Genomic DNA, 13,713 nt, shown 5'->3' with positions numbered 1-13,713 from the left:
CCAGCAGGCGGCGCCGTGCGTCCCAGGTTTCCGGCGCCGCATCGCCGCTCCACCCGGCGGCCAGCACGGCCATTGTGTGCCGGGCCGGCACGCCCACCAGCATGGTACGCGGGCCTATCATGGCTGGCTCGTCGCGACCGCTTTCGAGCCGGTCCAGCGCCATGCGGTACCAGCCGTGACCGGACACCGCCCTGCCCGGCATGCCGGCGCGGTCGAAAGCGATGCATTCGTTGATCTCGCCGCGCACCAGCAGCAAGGCACTGTCGATGTGTACCAGTTCCACCATCGCGCGGCCGGCCAGCGCGAGCGCGGCGCTGGGCTTGTCGACTTGCATCAATTCACGCGAGACGGTGAGCAAGGCGCGCAACTGCCTCACTTCCGGGTCAGGATCCCGTTCGGTCATGTGTGTCATCGCTGGCTCTCCGCTTGCGTCTGGTCCGCGGCCGCGGCTGCGGACGATTGATCGTCCCGTGAAGACGGGGTGATTGCTTCCGAGACCGACTGTCCCGCGCTCTCTTTGCGGCGCAGTGCAGGGTGGCCGAGTACGCGCGCAATCACATGCTCCGGAACGAGTTTGTGGCGCATGTAGCGGCTGGCGAGATCGGCGTTGCGCGCGGCCAGGATATTCAATCCCCGTGCGACGGCATTCGCTGCGGGACCGTCTCGCCGGCGCTGGCGCTCGTTGATAAGCATCGGTTCTCCATCGCGATTCGGCACCGGGTGGCACATCGGATGATGCTTGCCGTTATTTCATTCGCCGGTGCGTTTCATCATACGCGCCGCACCACCAGGAGACCAGCGCTTTTCAAAGCGCTGCACGGAGCATGCGCTGTTCCAGCGCTGCGTGCCGGTGGCGCGTCAAGGTGTCTCGACGCCGCTGGCTGCCGGCGCACGTTCGCCGGCCGGATGCATGCGTTTCTCATGCCACATGCAGCAGGATGGCGATGTAGTGGCAGGTACTGCCGGCCAGGACGAACAGATGCCAGATTCCATGGCCGTGGCGCACTTTATGGTCGGTGGCATAAAAGACGATGCCGGCCGTATACAACCCGCCGCCGGCCGCCAGCCAGGCAAAGCCGGTGCGGCCGAGCGCATCGATCAGCGGACCGATACCGGCCACGGCGAGCCAGCCCATCACGACGTAGATGGCGAGCGACAGTACGCGCCCGCGCCGCGCATACAGGAGCTCCTGCGCGATCCCGAGCACGGCCAGGGTCCAGACCACGCCGAACATCGTCCAGCCGATGGTCCCGCGCAGCGTCACCAGCGTGAAGGGCGTGTACGTGCCCGCGATCAGCAAATAGATGGCGCAATGGTCCATCTTGCGCAGCACGTCCCTGGTTGCGCCGCTTGCGCTGTGGTACAGCGTGGAGGTCAGATAGAGCAGCAACAGCGTGACCGCATAGATGCTGAAGCTGACGAGCTTCCAGGCATCGCCGCTGCGCGCCGCCACGAGCACCAGCACCGCGCCGCTCACGGCGGCGGCCAGCGCCCCCGCAGCATGGGTGATGCTGTTGAAGCGCTCACCATGGACCATGCGCCGCCTGTCGAAGAAAAGGACCGGGCTGCACGCGGGCCGTCCCCGATTGCCTGCCGGCGTGCGTCACCAGGGAACCCGATGCCCGAACACCGGCGTCCCGGTGGGTACGACGCGCCGCTGCCATGGCCGGGTCAGCACGCGCAACGCCACCTCGAGCGACACGCGATTTCTCGCCAGCGTCTCGGCTGCGGATCGGATGCCGCGTGTGCGATGGTTGCTCACGACAGCATCGATCAGGATGGCATTCAGGCGGTCGATACGGGTACGCATTCTTCAGTCTAGCATCCAGCCGGCGCACACGAACATTATATTTTCTGCCAGATGAATTGGGCACATGGTTTCGTGCTACCGTGGTTCTTCACCGAGGAGCATGCCATGCACGCCGAGCCGAGATCGCATTACAAGGGCTATACCATCGTGGCGAATCCGGTCGAGACGATCCGCAGACGCTACATGGCCATTTTCACGATCTACGAGAGCGAACATGCGACCTTCCCGCTTTGCCATGATCAGGCAACCGGGACCAAAGGTTTCCTGACCGTCGAAGAAGCCGTCAGCAATTCCTTCGACAATGCGCGCAAGTGGATCGACAACCGGCACGTTCCGCATATTCATTGAAGCGCCAGCATGCGGTTGCATGCTGGCACGCGGGGATGCACACCGTCGCCAGATCAGCCCACCCTATGGATCAGGACACTTCCTGCGTTCAAGGAAGGCGCGCGCACCGTCACAGGTTCGCTCTTGCGCTCCAGCGCCGCGCACGCGCGGCTGAGCGTGATCCGCGCCCGTTCCGGCTCAGGCAAACGTCGCATCCAGTACCACCGGCAGCACGAATTTCAGGCGCAAGCCCTGGCCCCGCCCGGCGCTGTGGGCGGAAACCGTCCCCCCATGCGCCCGGCTCACGCTGCGCGCGACCGCCAGGCCGAGTCCGGCTCCCGATTCAGTGCGGGCCGGATGGGTGGCGAACTTGCGAAACGGCTGGAACAGCAGCGGCAGTTCGCATTCCTCGACGCCGATGCCGTGGTCGCATACCAGCAGCTCGAAAAAGACCCCATCGACGGCGACCGCCAGTGAGATCGTGGCGCCGTCGTCGGAAAACTGGCTGGCATTGAGCAAGGCGCCGCCGAGCGCCTGCGCCAGCCGCTCGGGATCGCACCACAACATCGCGCCTCGCATCTGTTCGTCCGGAGAGATCTCCACGCTGAGCGTCTGGCCACGTTCGCTCAGGACGCAACGGACAACGTCGCATGCGTGCTCAAGCACCTCGTCCACGTTCGAGGCGCGCTTGAACACCGGCGTGTCGCAGGCCTGTTCGATGCGCGAGCCTTCGAGCAGATCGTCGACGAAGCGCGCCAGCTTCCTGGTCTGGCGCGCGATGACGCCGACCATGCGGTCGATACCCGGGGCGCCCGGCTGGCGCTGCAATAGCGTGGCGGCCGCCATCACCGGCGCCAGCGGATTGCGCAGCTCATGCGCCAGCACGTGCAGGAAGCCGGCCCGGCTGTCATGCGCAAATTTCACCTGGTCTTCGAGCCGCCTCTGCTCGCTGATGTCCTTCAGGGAGCACAGCACGCCAGCGATGGCGCCATCGGCGTCGAACACCGGCCGTGCATGGACCACCACGCAGCGCCGCTCCCCGTCGACCGACTCGGCCAGCAACTCGGCAGGCGGCTGGGCAAGGCCGGTGTGCGCCGCCAGCGCCGCCGGCGATTCCGACTTGCCCAGCGCACTGCCATCGGTCCGGTACAGCGCGATGAATCCGTCCCAGCGCCCGGCCTCGTCCGGATCGGGCCGGGTTTCCCACAGCAGCCTGGCGGAGCCGTTGGCGTGCCGGATTGCGCCATCCGGCGTACAGCAATACGCCGGACAGGCGATCTGCCCGATCAGGCGACCATGGGCGTCCAGCGCCGCCTCGCCGCGCCGGTCCTTCGCGCGCCGCCTTTCAGGTATTCGTGCCACATCGGCTCCCGGTTTCATCAGAATGCACCATGATCGCCGCTGGCGCCGCGTTCCGCCGTAGGACACGCGCGGGCAGGCACGTCATCCTTGCCGCCGCCCGACCTCGCTCAGCCATCCATGCGCTCCATGAAGAACCGCAGCATCTCCTGGCTGGCACTCGGTCCGCACGCATCGGTGTAGCTACCGCTCAAGTCGCCACCCGACCAGGCATGGCCGGCGCCATGCACGGTCCACTGTTCGGCCACGACGCCGCCGGTCCGTTCGCGATGCACATGGCGGGTGAAGTCGCGCCCCCCACTGGATCCCGTTTCGGCCACCATGGCGACGCCGGCCTGCTCTGCGCAGGCGTGCTGCGCATGGCTGTCGAGAAACTGGCGGATCACGCCGTTACCGTTGGCGCGATGGACCGTCGTATCGGCGTCGCCGTGAAAGACGATCACGGGCGCGGCCCCATGCGCGCCGGACGGCGCGCTGCGGTCGCAGTGCTGCCGGCGCGCATCGCCAGCAGCGCGCCGGCGTCGCTGCCGGCGATCCCGTGCGCCAGTCCCGAGTGGCAGCCGACAGCACTGAACAGATCGGGGTAGGTACGCCCCAGAATGATGGCCATGGCGCCGCCCGCGGACAGACCGGCGACCGCGGCGCGTCCGGGAGCGACCGCATGTTCGGCCATGATGCGCCGGGCAAGGCCGGCGATCATTGCCGGCTCGCCTTCACCGCGCCGGTGATGGGTCCGGTCATACCAGTTCCAGCACCGGTTCCAGTGCGCGCCGCAGGACTGCTCCGGATACAGGACCAGGCAGCCTTGCTCCTGGGCGAGCGCATTCATGCCGGTGCCGGCGGCGAAGTCGGTGGCATCCTGGCCGCAGCCATGCAGCATGACGATCAGCGGCATCGGGCCGCGCTCGCCACCGGGGATGAACAGACGGTAGCGCAGCGCATGCTTGCCGTCTTCGTGCAGGCCATGGCTGAACCGGCTGCCGGAGACGTCCTGGACGTGGCCGCCGGTCCAGGACAGCGTCATCGCCGGCCAGGCGTCGAAAAACCTGTTGAACATGGTTTGCTTTCCCCAATAAGGTGAAAAAAAGGTGTCGTGCAGACACACGCGGCGGCGCGACCGCATGGTCGGCGCCGCCGCGAGGGTTGCGGTCCCCGAAACCGGGTGAGGATGAAAGATCAGCGGGGCGACGAAGCCGCCTTGTCGTCGGCCTGGCCGTTGCCGCCTTGCTGGTTGCCGGGACTGCGCGGCGGGCCGGCCTGGCCATCGGGCTGCGCGCCTGCGGCGTCGCCCTGAAGCTGGTTCAGGTAGTCGGCGCCGATGCTGGCGCCGCGCTGCGCTTCCTGCAGAAAGGCGTCGCGCGAGTGCTTGACGGTTTCCTCCTGCTGGCGCAGGTTCTTGTCGGCCTCTTCGGCCGACACGCGGGTGACTTCACTGGCCAGCGCACGCGCGGTGCGGGAGGTTTCCTGCACGTGCTGCTCGCTCGCGCGGCTCAGGTCGACCTGGGTAGCGGCGGCAAGCTGCGACAGTTGCTGCTGGTACGAACGCAGCATGTCGGTGGCGGGCTGGGCGCGCGAGGCCGCCGCCGACAGGGCGTCGGTGGGATGATCGGCGCTCATCATGCGCTGGACGGTGACGGTGGCCTGCTCGAGCACGGTCTGGCCCAGCTGCATGTTCAGCTGGAACATCTGCTGGAAGGCGTGCGAGACTGTTTTCGACAGCTCGTTCAGAAAAGCGGTCTGGGCGTCGAGATGCGAACGCACGGCGGGATTGACGGAGTGGGGAAATGGATACATGGCGTACCTTTCAGGGTGTGAACATCGGATGAGACTGGCATGCGGGCGCCGGACGCGATGCGTTGACAAGTTCGGCGGGAATGGCAGCACGGCCGCGGCCGGCCGGGAGCGGACGATCAGGACAGATCGTGTTTGACCTCCGCACTATGCGCTCTTTTCCACGTCCGTGCCGCCGACTGGCAGATCTATTTTCAGGCCATGGTAATCGGCAAGATTGCTGACAACATACCTGGCGATGGATTGCCATCTGCGGGCGCCAGCGCCGTTAGCGGCAAAGCCAGCCCGGGCACTGGCCAAGCGCTCGAACGCCGCGTTGACGGTGTCGATGCGCAGCCCTCCGCGCACGCCAAGCTGTTACTATGTGCGGGATGCCCACGATACGGCGATGCCTCCCGAGTCTCCGATGACGTTTCCGCCGCAGGCAAGCGCAGGCGATCAATACCGACGGGGGCCGGCGTGGCTTGATCTCTTCCTCCCCCATTCATCCTCTGGACCGCAACTATGTCAGACACTGCTTCGCATTCCCTGTGCGATGACATTGCCGCCTGCGTGGGCGAAATACAGGGTATCGGTTCTGTCGCGCAGATACTCGAAACCGTCGCCATGCTCACCGGCCTGGGTTTCGTGGCGATTGCCCACGTCACCGATCATTCCTGGACCACTTGCGCGGTGCTCGACAAGCTCGGCTTAGGGCTCGCGGTTGGGGACGGCCTCGACGTTGCTACGACGCTGTGCGAAGAAGTACGGACGACCGGCAATGCGATCGTTATCGATCATGTCAACGAAAGCAGACGCTATCGCGACCACCCTACCCCGCGCATCTACGGCTTTCAAAGCTACTTTTCCATTCCCATATTCCGGCCGGACGGTGCTTATTTCGGCACCTTGTGCGGGCTCGATCCAAAGCCGGCGGCCTTGTCGGCGCCGGCTACCGTCTCGACCCTCCAGCTGTTTGCCCAATTAATCTCCAGGCAGCTGGAAGTCGAGCGATTGCACGCAGTGACGAGCAGTGAACTGCTGAACGAGCGCGAAACGTCGGAGTTGCGCGAGCAGTTCATTGCCGTACTCGGACATGACCTGAGAACCCCGCTCGGGGCGCTGCACAACGGTGTCCAGGCCATACGCATGATGCACCCCAACGCCCCGCCGCCGGTCCTGCTGGAACGCATGGAGCGCAGTGTGGGGCGCATGAGTGCGATGGTGGACGATGTCGTCGACTTTACGCGTGGCCGGATGGGAGGCGGGATCGTCGCCAGTCTGCGTCATGAAACCGGACTGCACGGCAGCTTCGGCCAGATCATCTCGGAACTGCAGCAACTGCACGCCGACCGCCGTATTGTCGCCGACGTGCAGCCAGACCTATGCCTGTCGTGCGATGCAGGCCGCCTGGGGCAACTTCTGTCCAACCTCATCAAGAACGCCATCGTGCATGGCGAGGCCGGCAAGCCGGTCCTGGTTGCCATCGCTTGTGCCAGCGGACGATTCACAATGGCAGTAACGAACGAAGGCGAGACGCTTTCCGCCGCCGTCCTGCCACATCTGTTCAAGCCGTTCTGGCGCCCGGCGGCCGGGGGCAAGCATGAAGGTCTGGGCCTGGGCCTGTACATCGTATCGGAGATCGCGCGTGCGCACGACGGGCACATGGACGTGGTGTCGCAGGGCGGCGCCACCACCTTCAGCTTCTCGATGCCGGCGCGCTGAGGCGCCAGGCAGCGCCTGGACCGCGTGGCGCCAGTTCGCCTCCGACGATACACCCACGTTCGACGATCCATCCATGCCCAAGCGCCTCCCGGGATCCGTTTTTCATGCACTGTTCGATGCGTCCCGCAACCCGTATCCGGTGCTCGACCGCGATTTGAACATCGCCAGCGCCAACCGCGCCTACCGGGAATCGACCAGTCTTACGCTTGACGGTATCGCCGCCCCCGGGCATGGGATGCCTTTCCCACCGACCCGCAGACGCGACTGTACTGTGTGTAACAGGATTGGTGAGGTTGATCGGCATCGCCTGCCGCTTAGCGAAGTCAACCTCATGACAGACGAACGGCTCCCCGCTGACATGCCATGTTGCATGAATGTGCATCGTGTAGGCCGAATAGAATGTTCTGTGTAGGAGAACCGCTTGTGATATAGGAATATGTTCTGTTGCCATCGCCTGAACTGAACATTGGCTTTACGATGGAACGTTTCACGATCAGTGCATTGCTCTCCTGTTCCCGGAGGCGCACGCGATTTGGCTTCGAGAGAGCAATGAACGCATCAGCGGTGGTTTTGGTAGTGGATGACAATATCGATGCGGCGGACATGACGGCGGAAGTTCTGCGCATGCATGGAATATCCGTCGCAGTCGCCTATGGAGGTGTCGAAGGGCTTGAAGCGGCCCGGCTGTTGACGCCTTTGGTGATTGTCCTTGATGTGGGCATGCCGGTAATGAATGGATGCGAAGTCGCGGCGGCGCTGCGAAAGGAAGAGGCGTTCCGCCAAGTCAAACTGGTTGCCCTGACGGCGTGGGGCGACAGCGAATCGCGCGAGCGAACGCAAGCCGCCGGTTTCGACCTTCACCTCACCAAACCCGCGTCGCTGGACATCCTTGTTCAGGCCGTACAAAGTTCACTTCCGGCATGAACCGAACGATCGGACCAGCGCGCTGATCGCACTTCCTGATGGGTGCCGGGCTTGCCGCTATGGCTCGGCAATGCGACATTGCCCTGCTCGGCGCACACCCGGTCTACCGAAGACATGGGAGATCGCGCTTCGATGACGCGTCGTTGCGCTTGACCTGCGCAAGGCAAGTCAGGATTGTGTCCTTGCGCGGCGTAACGCCAGTAGCCGGCGGGCGCAAACCTCCCTCACCTCGCGATTGCACCGGCGCGCCACAGCCTCCAGCGGCCGGCCAGGTCGATGTCATTCACCGGCAAGGTACCGCGAACGCTTACTGCCAATCCTCCAATGCGCCCGATGCTGCCAATGTCGCGATCGCCGCCTCGATGCGCCCCGGCGCAGCCTCTATCAGTGGCGCCAGCGGCTCACCCAGCAGCGCGCGCATCAGCGGCGCCATCAGCACCATTTCGATGAACTGCTCGGCCGGCGCGACGGCGCGCTCGATGGTGTCCGGCGCACGCAATGCGATGGTCTGGGCCACCCGCTGCGCGCCTGCCTGCCACAGTAAGCGGGCGGGACGGGTATCGGCGTTCGAAAACCGCGGCAATTCCGACACGACCAGTCGCAGCAGAGCCAGTGCATCCGGACGCAGCGCATCCGTCAATACCCGCATCCCCACTAGCGCAAGGCGTTCGCGCAAGCGCGTCTCCGGGGGTGATTCAGCATCCACCGGCGGGCGTTCCAGCATGTTATCGATGACGGCGCAGAACAAGGCATGCTTGTTGGCGTAGCGCGCGTAGATGCTGGCCTTGCCGGCGCCAGCGTCGAGCGCCACCTGATCACAGCTCGTCCCGTCGTAGCCCCGCTCCAGGAATAACCGTGTCGCAGCTGCCAGGAGGCGGGCTTCGACATCTCCTGCCCGGTCGGCCGGCGGCCGGCCGCCGGCGCCACGCCTCACATCGGTTTTCCCTGCCATGCAGTTTACCTTTCCAAATTGACTGTACAAAGTTGATAACGAGGCGCTAAACTATACTGAACAGTTCAGTTCAGTTATTGAGATTCAGGTACATCGTCCCGGATTCACGCCGGCCGGCAGCGTAGCACAACCAGGAAATACCATGTCTTCCACCATCTCCCCATTTCATCTTTCGATCCCGGACAGCGAGCTTGCCGATTTGCGAAACCGCCTCGCGCAGACCCGCTGGCCCGATCCCGAAACCGTGTCCGATAACAGCCAGGGTCCGCGCCAGGCCAAGCTGCGCGCGCTTGTCGCCCGCTGGCAGGACGGCTACGACTGGCGCCGCTGCGAGAGCATGCTGAACGGACTGGGACAGCACCGGACCGAGATCGAGGGCCTGAACGTCCATTTCCTGCATATCCGTTCGCCGGAGCCGGGAGCGATGCCCTTGCTGATGACGCACGGCTGGCCGGGCAGCGTACTCGAATTTCGCGACGTGATCGGCCCCCTGACCGATCCGGTCGCCCACGGCGGACAAGCGCAGGACGCATTTCATCTGGTGATCCCGTCCCTGCCCGGGTTCGCGTTCTCGGACAAGCCAGCCGCCACCGGCTGGACCGTGGAACGCATCGCCGACGCCTGGATCATCCTGATGGGACGCCTCGGCTACGAGCGCTGGGCCGCGCAAGGCGGTGACTGGGGCGCCGCAGTGACGACGGCGATCGGCTACAAGGCGCCGCCTGGATTGGCCTGCATTCACCTGAACATGGTGATGTTCCAGCCGAGCGAACAGGAGTGCGCCGAGGCCACGCCGCACGAACGCAAGATGCTCGCCGACGCACGGCGCTACGACCAGCAGTTTTCAGGATACTTCAAGCTGCAGGCGACGCGGCCGCAATCGATCGGTTTCAGCCTGGCCGACTCGCCGGTCGGACTGGCAGCATGGATCTATGCGCTGTTTCAGGACGTCTCCGACAGCGGGGGCGATGTGGAAAGCGTGTTCGCGCTCGACCACGTCATCGATCACATCATGCTGTACTGGGTGTCCAACTCGGGAGCCAGCGCGGCACGTCTGTACTGGGAAGCGATGCAGGTGATGCAGCATGGAAAGGATCCGGACGCGCCGATGGCGACACCTACGGGCATCAGCATGTTCCCGGGCGAACAGCTGCGGCTCTCGCAGCGCTGGGCAGAGCGCCGCTTCGCCAATCTGGTCCACTTCAATGAGCTCACGCGCGGCGGACACTTCGCGGCAATGGAGCAGCCGGCGGCGTTTGTCGACGAGGTACGCAGGACGCTGGGCGCCTTGCGTTGAGACGCGCCGCCGCACCCGTCGCTGGCGAATGCTTGCCCCGGGTGGTACTCACCGGAATTCGGCGGACTCGTCCTTGCCTGCTTGGGTCCGCCGGACATTGCGCACTACGCCTGATCATTCCTGCCCCGTTGCCCGCACATGGTTGGCGGGAAAGTTACGGGCATCAAACAGGTTGGCATCGCCCCGGACAGCACGCTGGCGTGCGATGGAAGGCACAAAGAAACCAGCGCCCGCCCTATCGGCCGCTAAAGGGATTAGTATCACTCATTGATACTGCTTTAGGCGGCCATAATGAATTCCGGAGCTTCCGATGTGCATGGCTTTGCGGCGACCGGCTGGACGCCGCGCGATTTCGAGGTGCTGCTCGATCATATACCGGCCGGCGTGGTGATCCACGGCGCCGACTCGCGGGCGGTCTACGCGAACCGCTGCGCTCGTCGCCTGTTGGGCAGCACCATCGACTTGATGCGCACATACCCAGCGGACTCTGGCGCAGTGCGGCTGGTGCTTCCCGGCGGCGGCACCCAGCCGCCGGGAGACAACCCGGTTTCCCGCGTCCTGCGCACCAGCGGCGCTGTACACGACATGGTGGTCGGCCTCGCCAATCCCGGTCCGGACATCCGCTGGTTGATCTGCAATGCCTACCCCCTGTTCGGCGCGGATGGTCGACTCCAGGAGGTGGCTGTCTGCTTCACGGAATGCACGGATCTGAAGCGCGTCGAGGAGGCCCTGCTCAAGTCGGAAGAACGCCTGCGCCTGGCGATGCGAGGCAGCACCGACGCACCATGGGACTGGGACGTCGATAGCGGACTGGTGCATTATTCCGAACGCTGGTGGAACATGCTTGGCTTCCCACCCTCCCACGTCGAACGTGATCCGGTTGCTTGGCGCACACAGATGCATCCCGAGGACATGCCGCGCGTCGATGCGTTTGTCGACGCGCTGGTGGCATCGAACGATACTACCTACAGCCTGGAGTTTCGCCTGCGTCACTGCGACGGGCACTATGTGCCGGTACTCTCGCGTGGCTTCGTGTTGCGTGATGGCGTCGGCAAGGGTGTCCGGATCGCCGGCACCAACACCGACCTGACCGCTGCAAAGGAAGCCGAGCGGCTGATCCACGAACTGGCCTATTTCGATTACCTGACCGGCCTGCCGAACCGGCGCCTGCTCGTCGACGAGCTCTCCAGGATCCTTCTGCGCTGTGCGCGTAACGGCCAGTCGGGCGCATTGCTGTTCATCGATCTCGACAACTTCAAATTGCTCAACGATAGCCTCGGGCATGAGGCAGGCGACGCCCTGCTGCGCGAGGTGGCCGTGCGCCTGCGTGCAACCGTGCGGGCGAGCGACCACCTGGCTCGTCTTGGCGGCGACGAGTTCGTCGTGGTACTCGAAGACCTGGGTATTCTTGAAGCCGAGGCCGTCCTGGAAGCCCGCATGGTCGGCGCCAAGCTGCTCGACACGCTGGCAGGTCCACATGCGCTAGGTGCCCGGCCCAGCGTCATCACACCCAGCATCGGGGTGGTCATGTTCGGCCCCCATGCACACAGCGTCGACCAGTTGCTGCGCCAAGCCGACCTCGCCATGTATCGCGCCAAGGCCGAGGGCGGCAATACACTATGCTTTTTCGACCCGGCCATGCAAGCCGCTGCCGAACGCCAGGTTGAGTTGGAGAATGATCTGCACGACGCCATCGCAGGACAATGCTTCGAGCTGTACTGCCAGCCGCAACTCGGCGTCGACGGCAGGCTCGCTGGCGCCGAGGTCCTGCTGCGCTGGCGCCATCCCACGCGCGGAATGGTGTCACCCGACGAATTCATCGGGCTGGCCGAATCCAGCGGCCTGATCATTCCGTTGGGCGCGCTGGTGTTGAACGAAAGCTGTCTTGCGCTCGTGCGCTGGGCCACCGACCCACTTCTGCGCGAAGTGACACTGGCAGTGAACGTCAGCGCTCAGCAATTGCGTGATCCCGGATTTGTCGACCAGACCCTCGCTATTCTGGTCGCGACCGGGGCGCCGCCCCAGCAGCTCTTCCTCGAGCTGACCGAAAGCGTATTTGCCCACGATCTCGACGACGCCTGCGCGAAAATGAATGCTCTGCGCGCACATGGCGTGTGCTTTTCGCTCGACGACTTCGGTACCGGTTACTCATCGCTGGCCTATCTGAAGCATTTTCCGCTGACTGAACTGAAGATCGACCGCAGCTTCGTCATGGATCTGCCCCGCGGATCCCACGCCGGCGCAATCGTGGATGCGATCCTTGCCCTGGCCCATACGCTGGAACTGGACGTCGTGGCCGAGGGCATCGAAACTGGCGAACAGCGCGACTTCCTGGTGTCGCGCGGCTGCCGCCTCCTGCAAGGCTATCTGCTCGGCGAGCCACGCCCGATCGCTGAGTTCGAATCTCTCTACAGCAGCACCCCATCATGACGACCAGGACTCCTCCAGCCGGCCAGGGGGCTGTCTCAAGGCTGATGGCCGATTGCGGGCCCGGAGCGGCCGTCGCCCGCTACGGGCGGCCAAAAGGCCACTGCCAACCGAAAAGACACGCATCAGCTTTGTCCGGACAATTTCCGGTCAATAGCAGACGGCAATAATTTGCTGGAAGAACACACCCGCCGTGACGCAGCGGACGCGGGCAGCTGGGCTGGCAAACACCGGCGTGCCGATTGCAGCCGACCCAGGCCTGATCGCTCTGATCGTACTAGCTAGCAATTTCTTGTTATAAATTTGACAATATCGGGAAGGCTGGATATAGTACGGATGCGTCATCCTCGGCCAAGCGAAGCGGATTGTGTGACGCGCACAAAAGGTAACGATCGACGACAGCCGGAGACGCCATGCCTTATCGAGTGCTTATCCTTACTTCGAATGCGGACGACGCCCGTATCCTGCACCAGGCCCTGGGCAACGCCCGCGACGGCCCCTTCGATCTGGAAGACGCCGCGACCCTGGCCGATGGACTGCGCCGCGTCCAGCACGGCCAGATCGATGCGATCCTGGTCGATCTGCTGCTGCCCGACAGCCAGGGCCTTGCCTGCTTCGATCGCTTGCACGCAGCGGCGCGTCATATCCCGATCCTGACCCTATGCGAACTCGACAATGAGGCCGACGCCATCGAAGCGGTCCAGCGCGGTGCGCAGGGCTGGCTGTCCAAAGGTTATTTCGACAATTACCTGTTGCCGCAGTCCCTGCGCAACATCATCGAACGCATGAAGGTGGAGCGCGGCCTGTACGTCGCTCAGGCACGTGCCGAAATCACGCTCAACTCGATCGGCGATGCCGTCGTCTCGGTCGACATGGCCGGACGCGTGGATTACCTGAATGTCGCGGCCGAACTGGTCTGCGGCTGGTCGCGCGACCAAGCACGCGGACGGCCGGTGGCCGAGGTGATCCATCTCGTTGACGGCGCCAGCGGACGCGCGCTCGCCACTCCCGTCGACTTCATCCTGCACGCCAACCAGGCGTCGAATCTGAGCGGCGACGCCATTCTCGTTTCGCGTCAGGGCCGGCGCATTCCGATCGCCGACTCGGCGGCGCCGATCCACG

14 protein-coding genes and 1 pseudogene are annotated in these 13,713 nt (G+C 64.5%); 6 read left to right on the top strand and 9 right to left on the bottom strand.

Features of this window, described 5'->3' with window-relative positions:
* The 4 genes and pseudogenes from RTQ83_RS23670 to RTQ83_RS23655 all read right to left on the bottom strand — a co-directional run.
* Window positions 1-412: pseudogene (locus tag RTQ83_RS23670) on the bottom strand (GGDEF domain-containing protein); the annotation flags it as partial.
* Complete coding sequence (locus RTQ83_RS23665) at window positions 409-693, bottom strand: hypothetical protein (RefSeq protein ID WP_312520343.1); 285 nt, start codon at window positions 691-693, stop codon at window positions 409-411. The pseudogene RTQ83_RS23670 and the gene RTQ83_RS23665, both read right to left, overlap by 4 nt.
* A gap of 226 nt (window positions 694-919) precedes the next feature.
* Entirely contained in the window at window positions 920-1,537 is a 618-nt protein-coding gene (gene trhA, locus RTQ83_RS23660; RefSeq protein ID WP_312520340.1) for a PAQR family membrane homeostasis protein TrhA, read from the bottom strand.
* Window positions 1,538-1,603: 66 nt separating this feature from the next.
* Complete coding sequence (locus tag RTQ83_RS23655; RefSeq protein ID WP_312520338.1) at window positions 1,604-1,810, bottom strand: hypothetical protein; 207 nt, start codon at window positions 1,808-1,810, stop codon at window positions 1,604-1,606.
* Between the two features lie 105 nt (window positions 1,811-1,915).
* Between RTQ83_RS23655 and RTQ83_RS23650 the strand changes: the two genes are divergently transcribed.
* Window positions 1,916-2,158, top strand: a complete 243-nt coding sequence (locus RTQ83_RS23650) for a hypothetical protein (RefSeq protein ID WP_312520336.1) — start codon at window positions 1,916-1,918, stop codon at window positions 2,156-2,158.
* Window positions 2,159-2,335: 177 nt separating this feature from the next.
* Here RTQ83_RS23650 and RTQ83_RS23645 read toward each other — a convergent pair whose 3' ends face one another.
* From RTQ83_RS23645 to phaP, 4 genes are all read right to left on the bottom strand, one after another.
* A complete protein-coding gene (locus RTQ83_RS23645; RefSeq protein WP_312520333.1) occupies window positions 2,336-3,499 on the bottom strand; it encodes an ATP-binding protein in 1,164 nt (387 codons plus the stop codon).
* 107 nt (window positions 3,500-3,606) lie between these two features.
* Window positions 3,607-3,939, bottom strand: a complete 333-nt coding sequence (locus tag RTQ83_RS24335; protein ID WP_409456151.1) for an alpha/beta hydrolase family esterase — start codon at window positions 3,937-3,939, stop codon at window positions 3,607-3,609.
* Window positions 3,936-4,553 carry a PHB depolymerase family esterase gene (locus tag RTQ83_RS24330; protein ID WP_409456150.1) on the bottom strand — a complete coding sequence of 206 codons (618 nt, stop codon included), beginning with the start codon at window positions 4,551-4,553 and terminating at the stop codon, window positions 3,936-3,938. The genes RTQ83_RS24335 and RTQ83_RS24330 overlap by 4 nt, the downstream gene beginning before the upstream one ends.
* Before the next feature lie 119 nt (window positions 4,554-4,672).
* A complete protein-coding gene (gene phaP, locus RTQ83_RS23635) occupies window positions 4,673-5,290 on the bottom strand; it encodes a TIGR01841 family phasin (protein ID WP_312520330.1) in 618 nt (205 codons plus the stop codon).
* A gap of 501 nt (window positions 5,291-5,791) precedes the next feature.
* Between phaP and RTQ83_RS23630 the strand changes: the two genes are divergently transcribed.
* Window positions 5,792-6,991, top strand: coding sequence for a HAMP domain-containing sensor histidine kinase (locus tag RTQ83_RS23630; protein ID WP_312520328.1), 1,200 nt, complete (start codon window positions 5,792-5,794; stop codon window positions 6,989-6,991).
* Window positions 6,992-7,540: 549 nt separating this feature from the next.
* Entirely contained in the window at window positions 7,541-7,915 is a 375-nt protein-coding gene (locus tag RTQ83_RS23625) for a response regulator (protein ID WP_312520325.1), read from the top strand.
* 307 nt (window positions 7,916-8,222) lie between these two features.
* On the opposite strand, the gene RTQ83_RS23620 is transcribed toward RTQ83_RS23625, so the two are convergent.
* Window positions 8,223-8,867, bottom strand: a complete 645-nt coding sequence (locus RTQ83_RS23620; protein ID WP_312520322.1) for a TetR/AcrR family transcriptional regulator — start codon at window positions 8,865-8,867, stop codon at window positions 8,223-8,225.
* 142 nt (window positions 8,868-9,009) lie between these two features.
* Here RTQ83_RS23620 and RTQ83_RS23615 point away from each other — a divergent pair, with 142 nt between their 5' ends.
* From RTQ83_RS23615 to RTQ83_RS23605, 3 genes are all read left to right on the top strand, one after another.
* Entirely contained in the window at window positions 9,010-10,164 is a 1,155-nt protein-coding gene (locus RTQ83_RS23615) for an epoxide hydrolase (protein WP_312520319.1), read from the top strand.
* 291 nt (window positions 10,165-10,455) lie between these two features.
* The gene (locus RTQ83_RS23610) at window positions 10,456-12,594 is read left to right on the top strand and encodes an EAL domain-containing protein (RefSeq protein ID WP_312520316.1); all 2,139 of its coding nucleotides are present in this window, start codon (window positions 10,456-10,458) and stop codon (window positions 12,592-12,594) included.
* Window positions 12,595-13,004: 410 nt separating this feature from the next.
* On the top strand, window positions 13,005-13,713 hold a 709-nt coding region (locus tag RTQ83_RS23605), incomplete at its 3' end, for a response regulator (RefSeq protein WP_312520314.1).

The organism is Massilia sp. (assembly GCF_031995545.1).
Taxonomy (GTDB): Bacteria; Pseudomonadota; Gammaproteobacteria; order Burkholderiales; family Burkholderiaceae_D; genus Telluria.
This window is presented reverse-complemented; position numbering and strand designations above follow the sequence as displayed.

Coding starts and splice junctions, on each gene's coding strand:
- RTQ83_RS23665 (WP_312520343.1), bottom strand. CDS start 693: ATGCTTATCAACGAGCGCCAGCGCCGGCGAGACGGTCCCGCAGCGAAT.
- trhA (WP_312520340.1), bottom strand. CDS start 1,537: ATGGTCCATGGTGAGCGCTTCAACAGCATCACCCATGCTGCGGGGGCG.
- RTQ83_RS23655 (WP_312520338.1), bottom strand. CDS start 1,810: ATGCGTACCCGTATCGACCGCCTGAATGCCATCCTGATCGATGCTGTC.
- RTQ83_RS23650 (WP_312520336.1), top strand. CDS start 1,916: ATGCACGCCGAGCCGAGATCGCATTACAAGGGCTATACCATCGTGGCG.
- RTQ83_RS24330 (WP_409456150.1), bottom strand. CDS start 4,553: ATGTTCAACAGGTTTTTCGACGCCTGGCCGGCGATGACGCTGTCCTGG.
- phaP (WP_312520330.1), bottom strand. CDS start 5,290: ATGTATCCATTTCCCCACTCCGTCAATCCCGCCGTGCGTTCGCATCTC.
- RTQ83_RS23630 (WP_312520328.1), top strand. CDS start 5,792: ATGTCAGACACTGCTTCGCATTCCCTGTGCGATGACATTGCCGCCTGC.
- RTQ83_RS23625 (WP_312520325.1), top strand. CDS start 7,541: ATGAACGCATCAGCGGTGGTTTTGGTAGTGGATGACAATATCGATGCG.
- RTQ83_RS23620 (WP_312520322.1), bottom strand. CDS start 8,867: ATGGCAGGGAAAACCGATGTGAGGCGTGGCGCCGGCGGCCGGCCGCCG.
- RTQ83_RS23615 (WP_312520319.1), top strand. CDS start 9,010: ATGTCTTCCACCATCTCCCCATTTCATCTTTCGATCCCGGACAGCGAG.
- RTQ83_RS23610 (WP_312520316.1), top strand. CDS start 10,456: ATGAATTCCGGAGCTTCCGATGTGCATGGCTTTGCGGCGACCGGCTGG.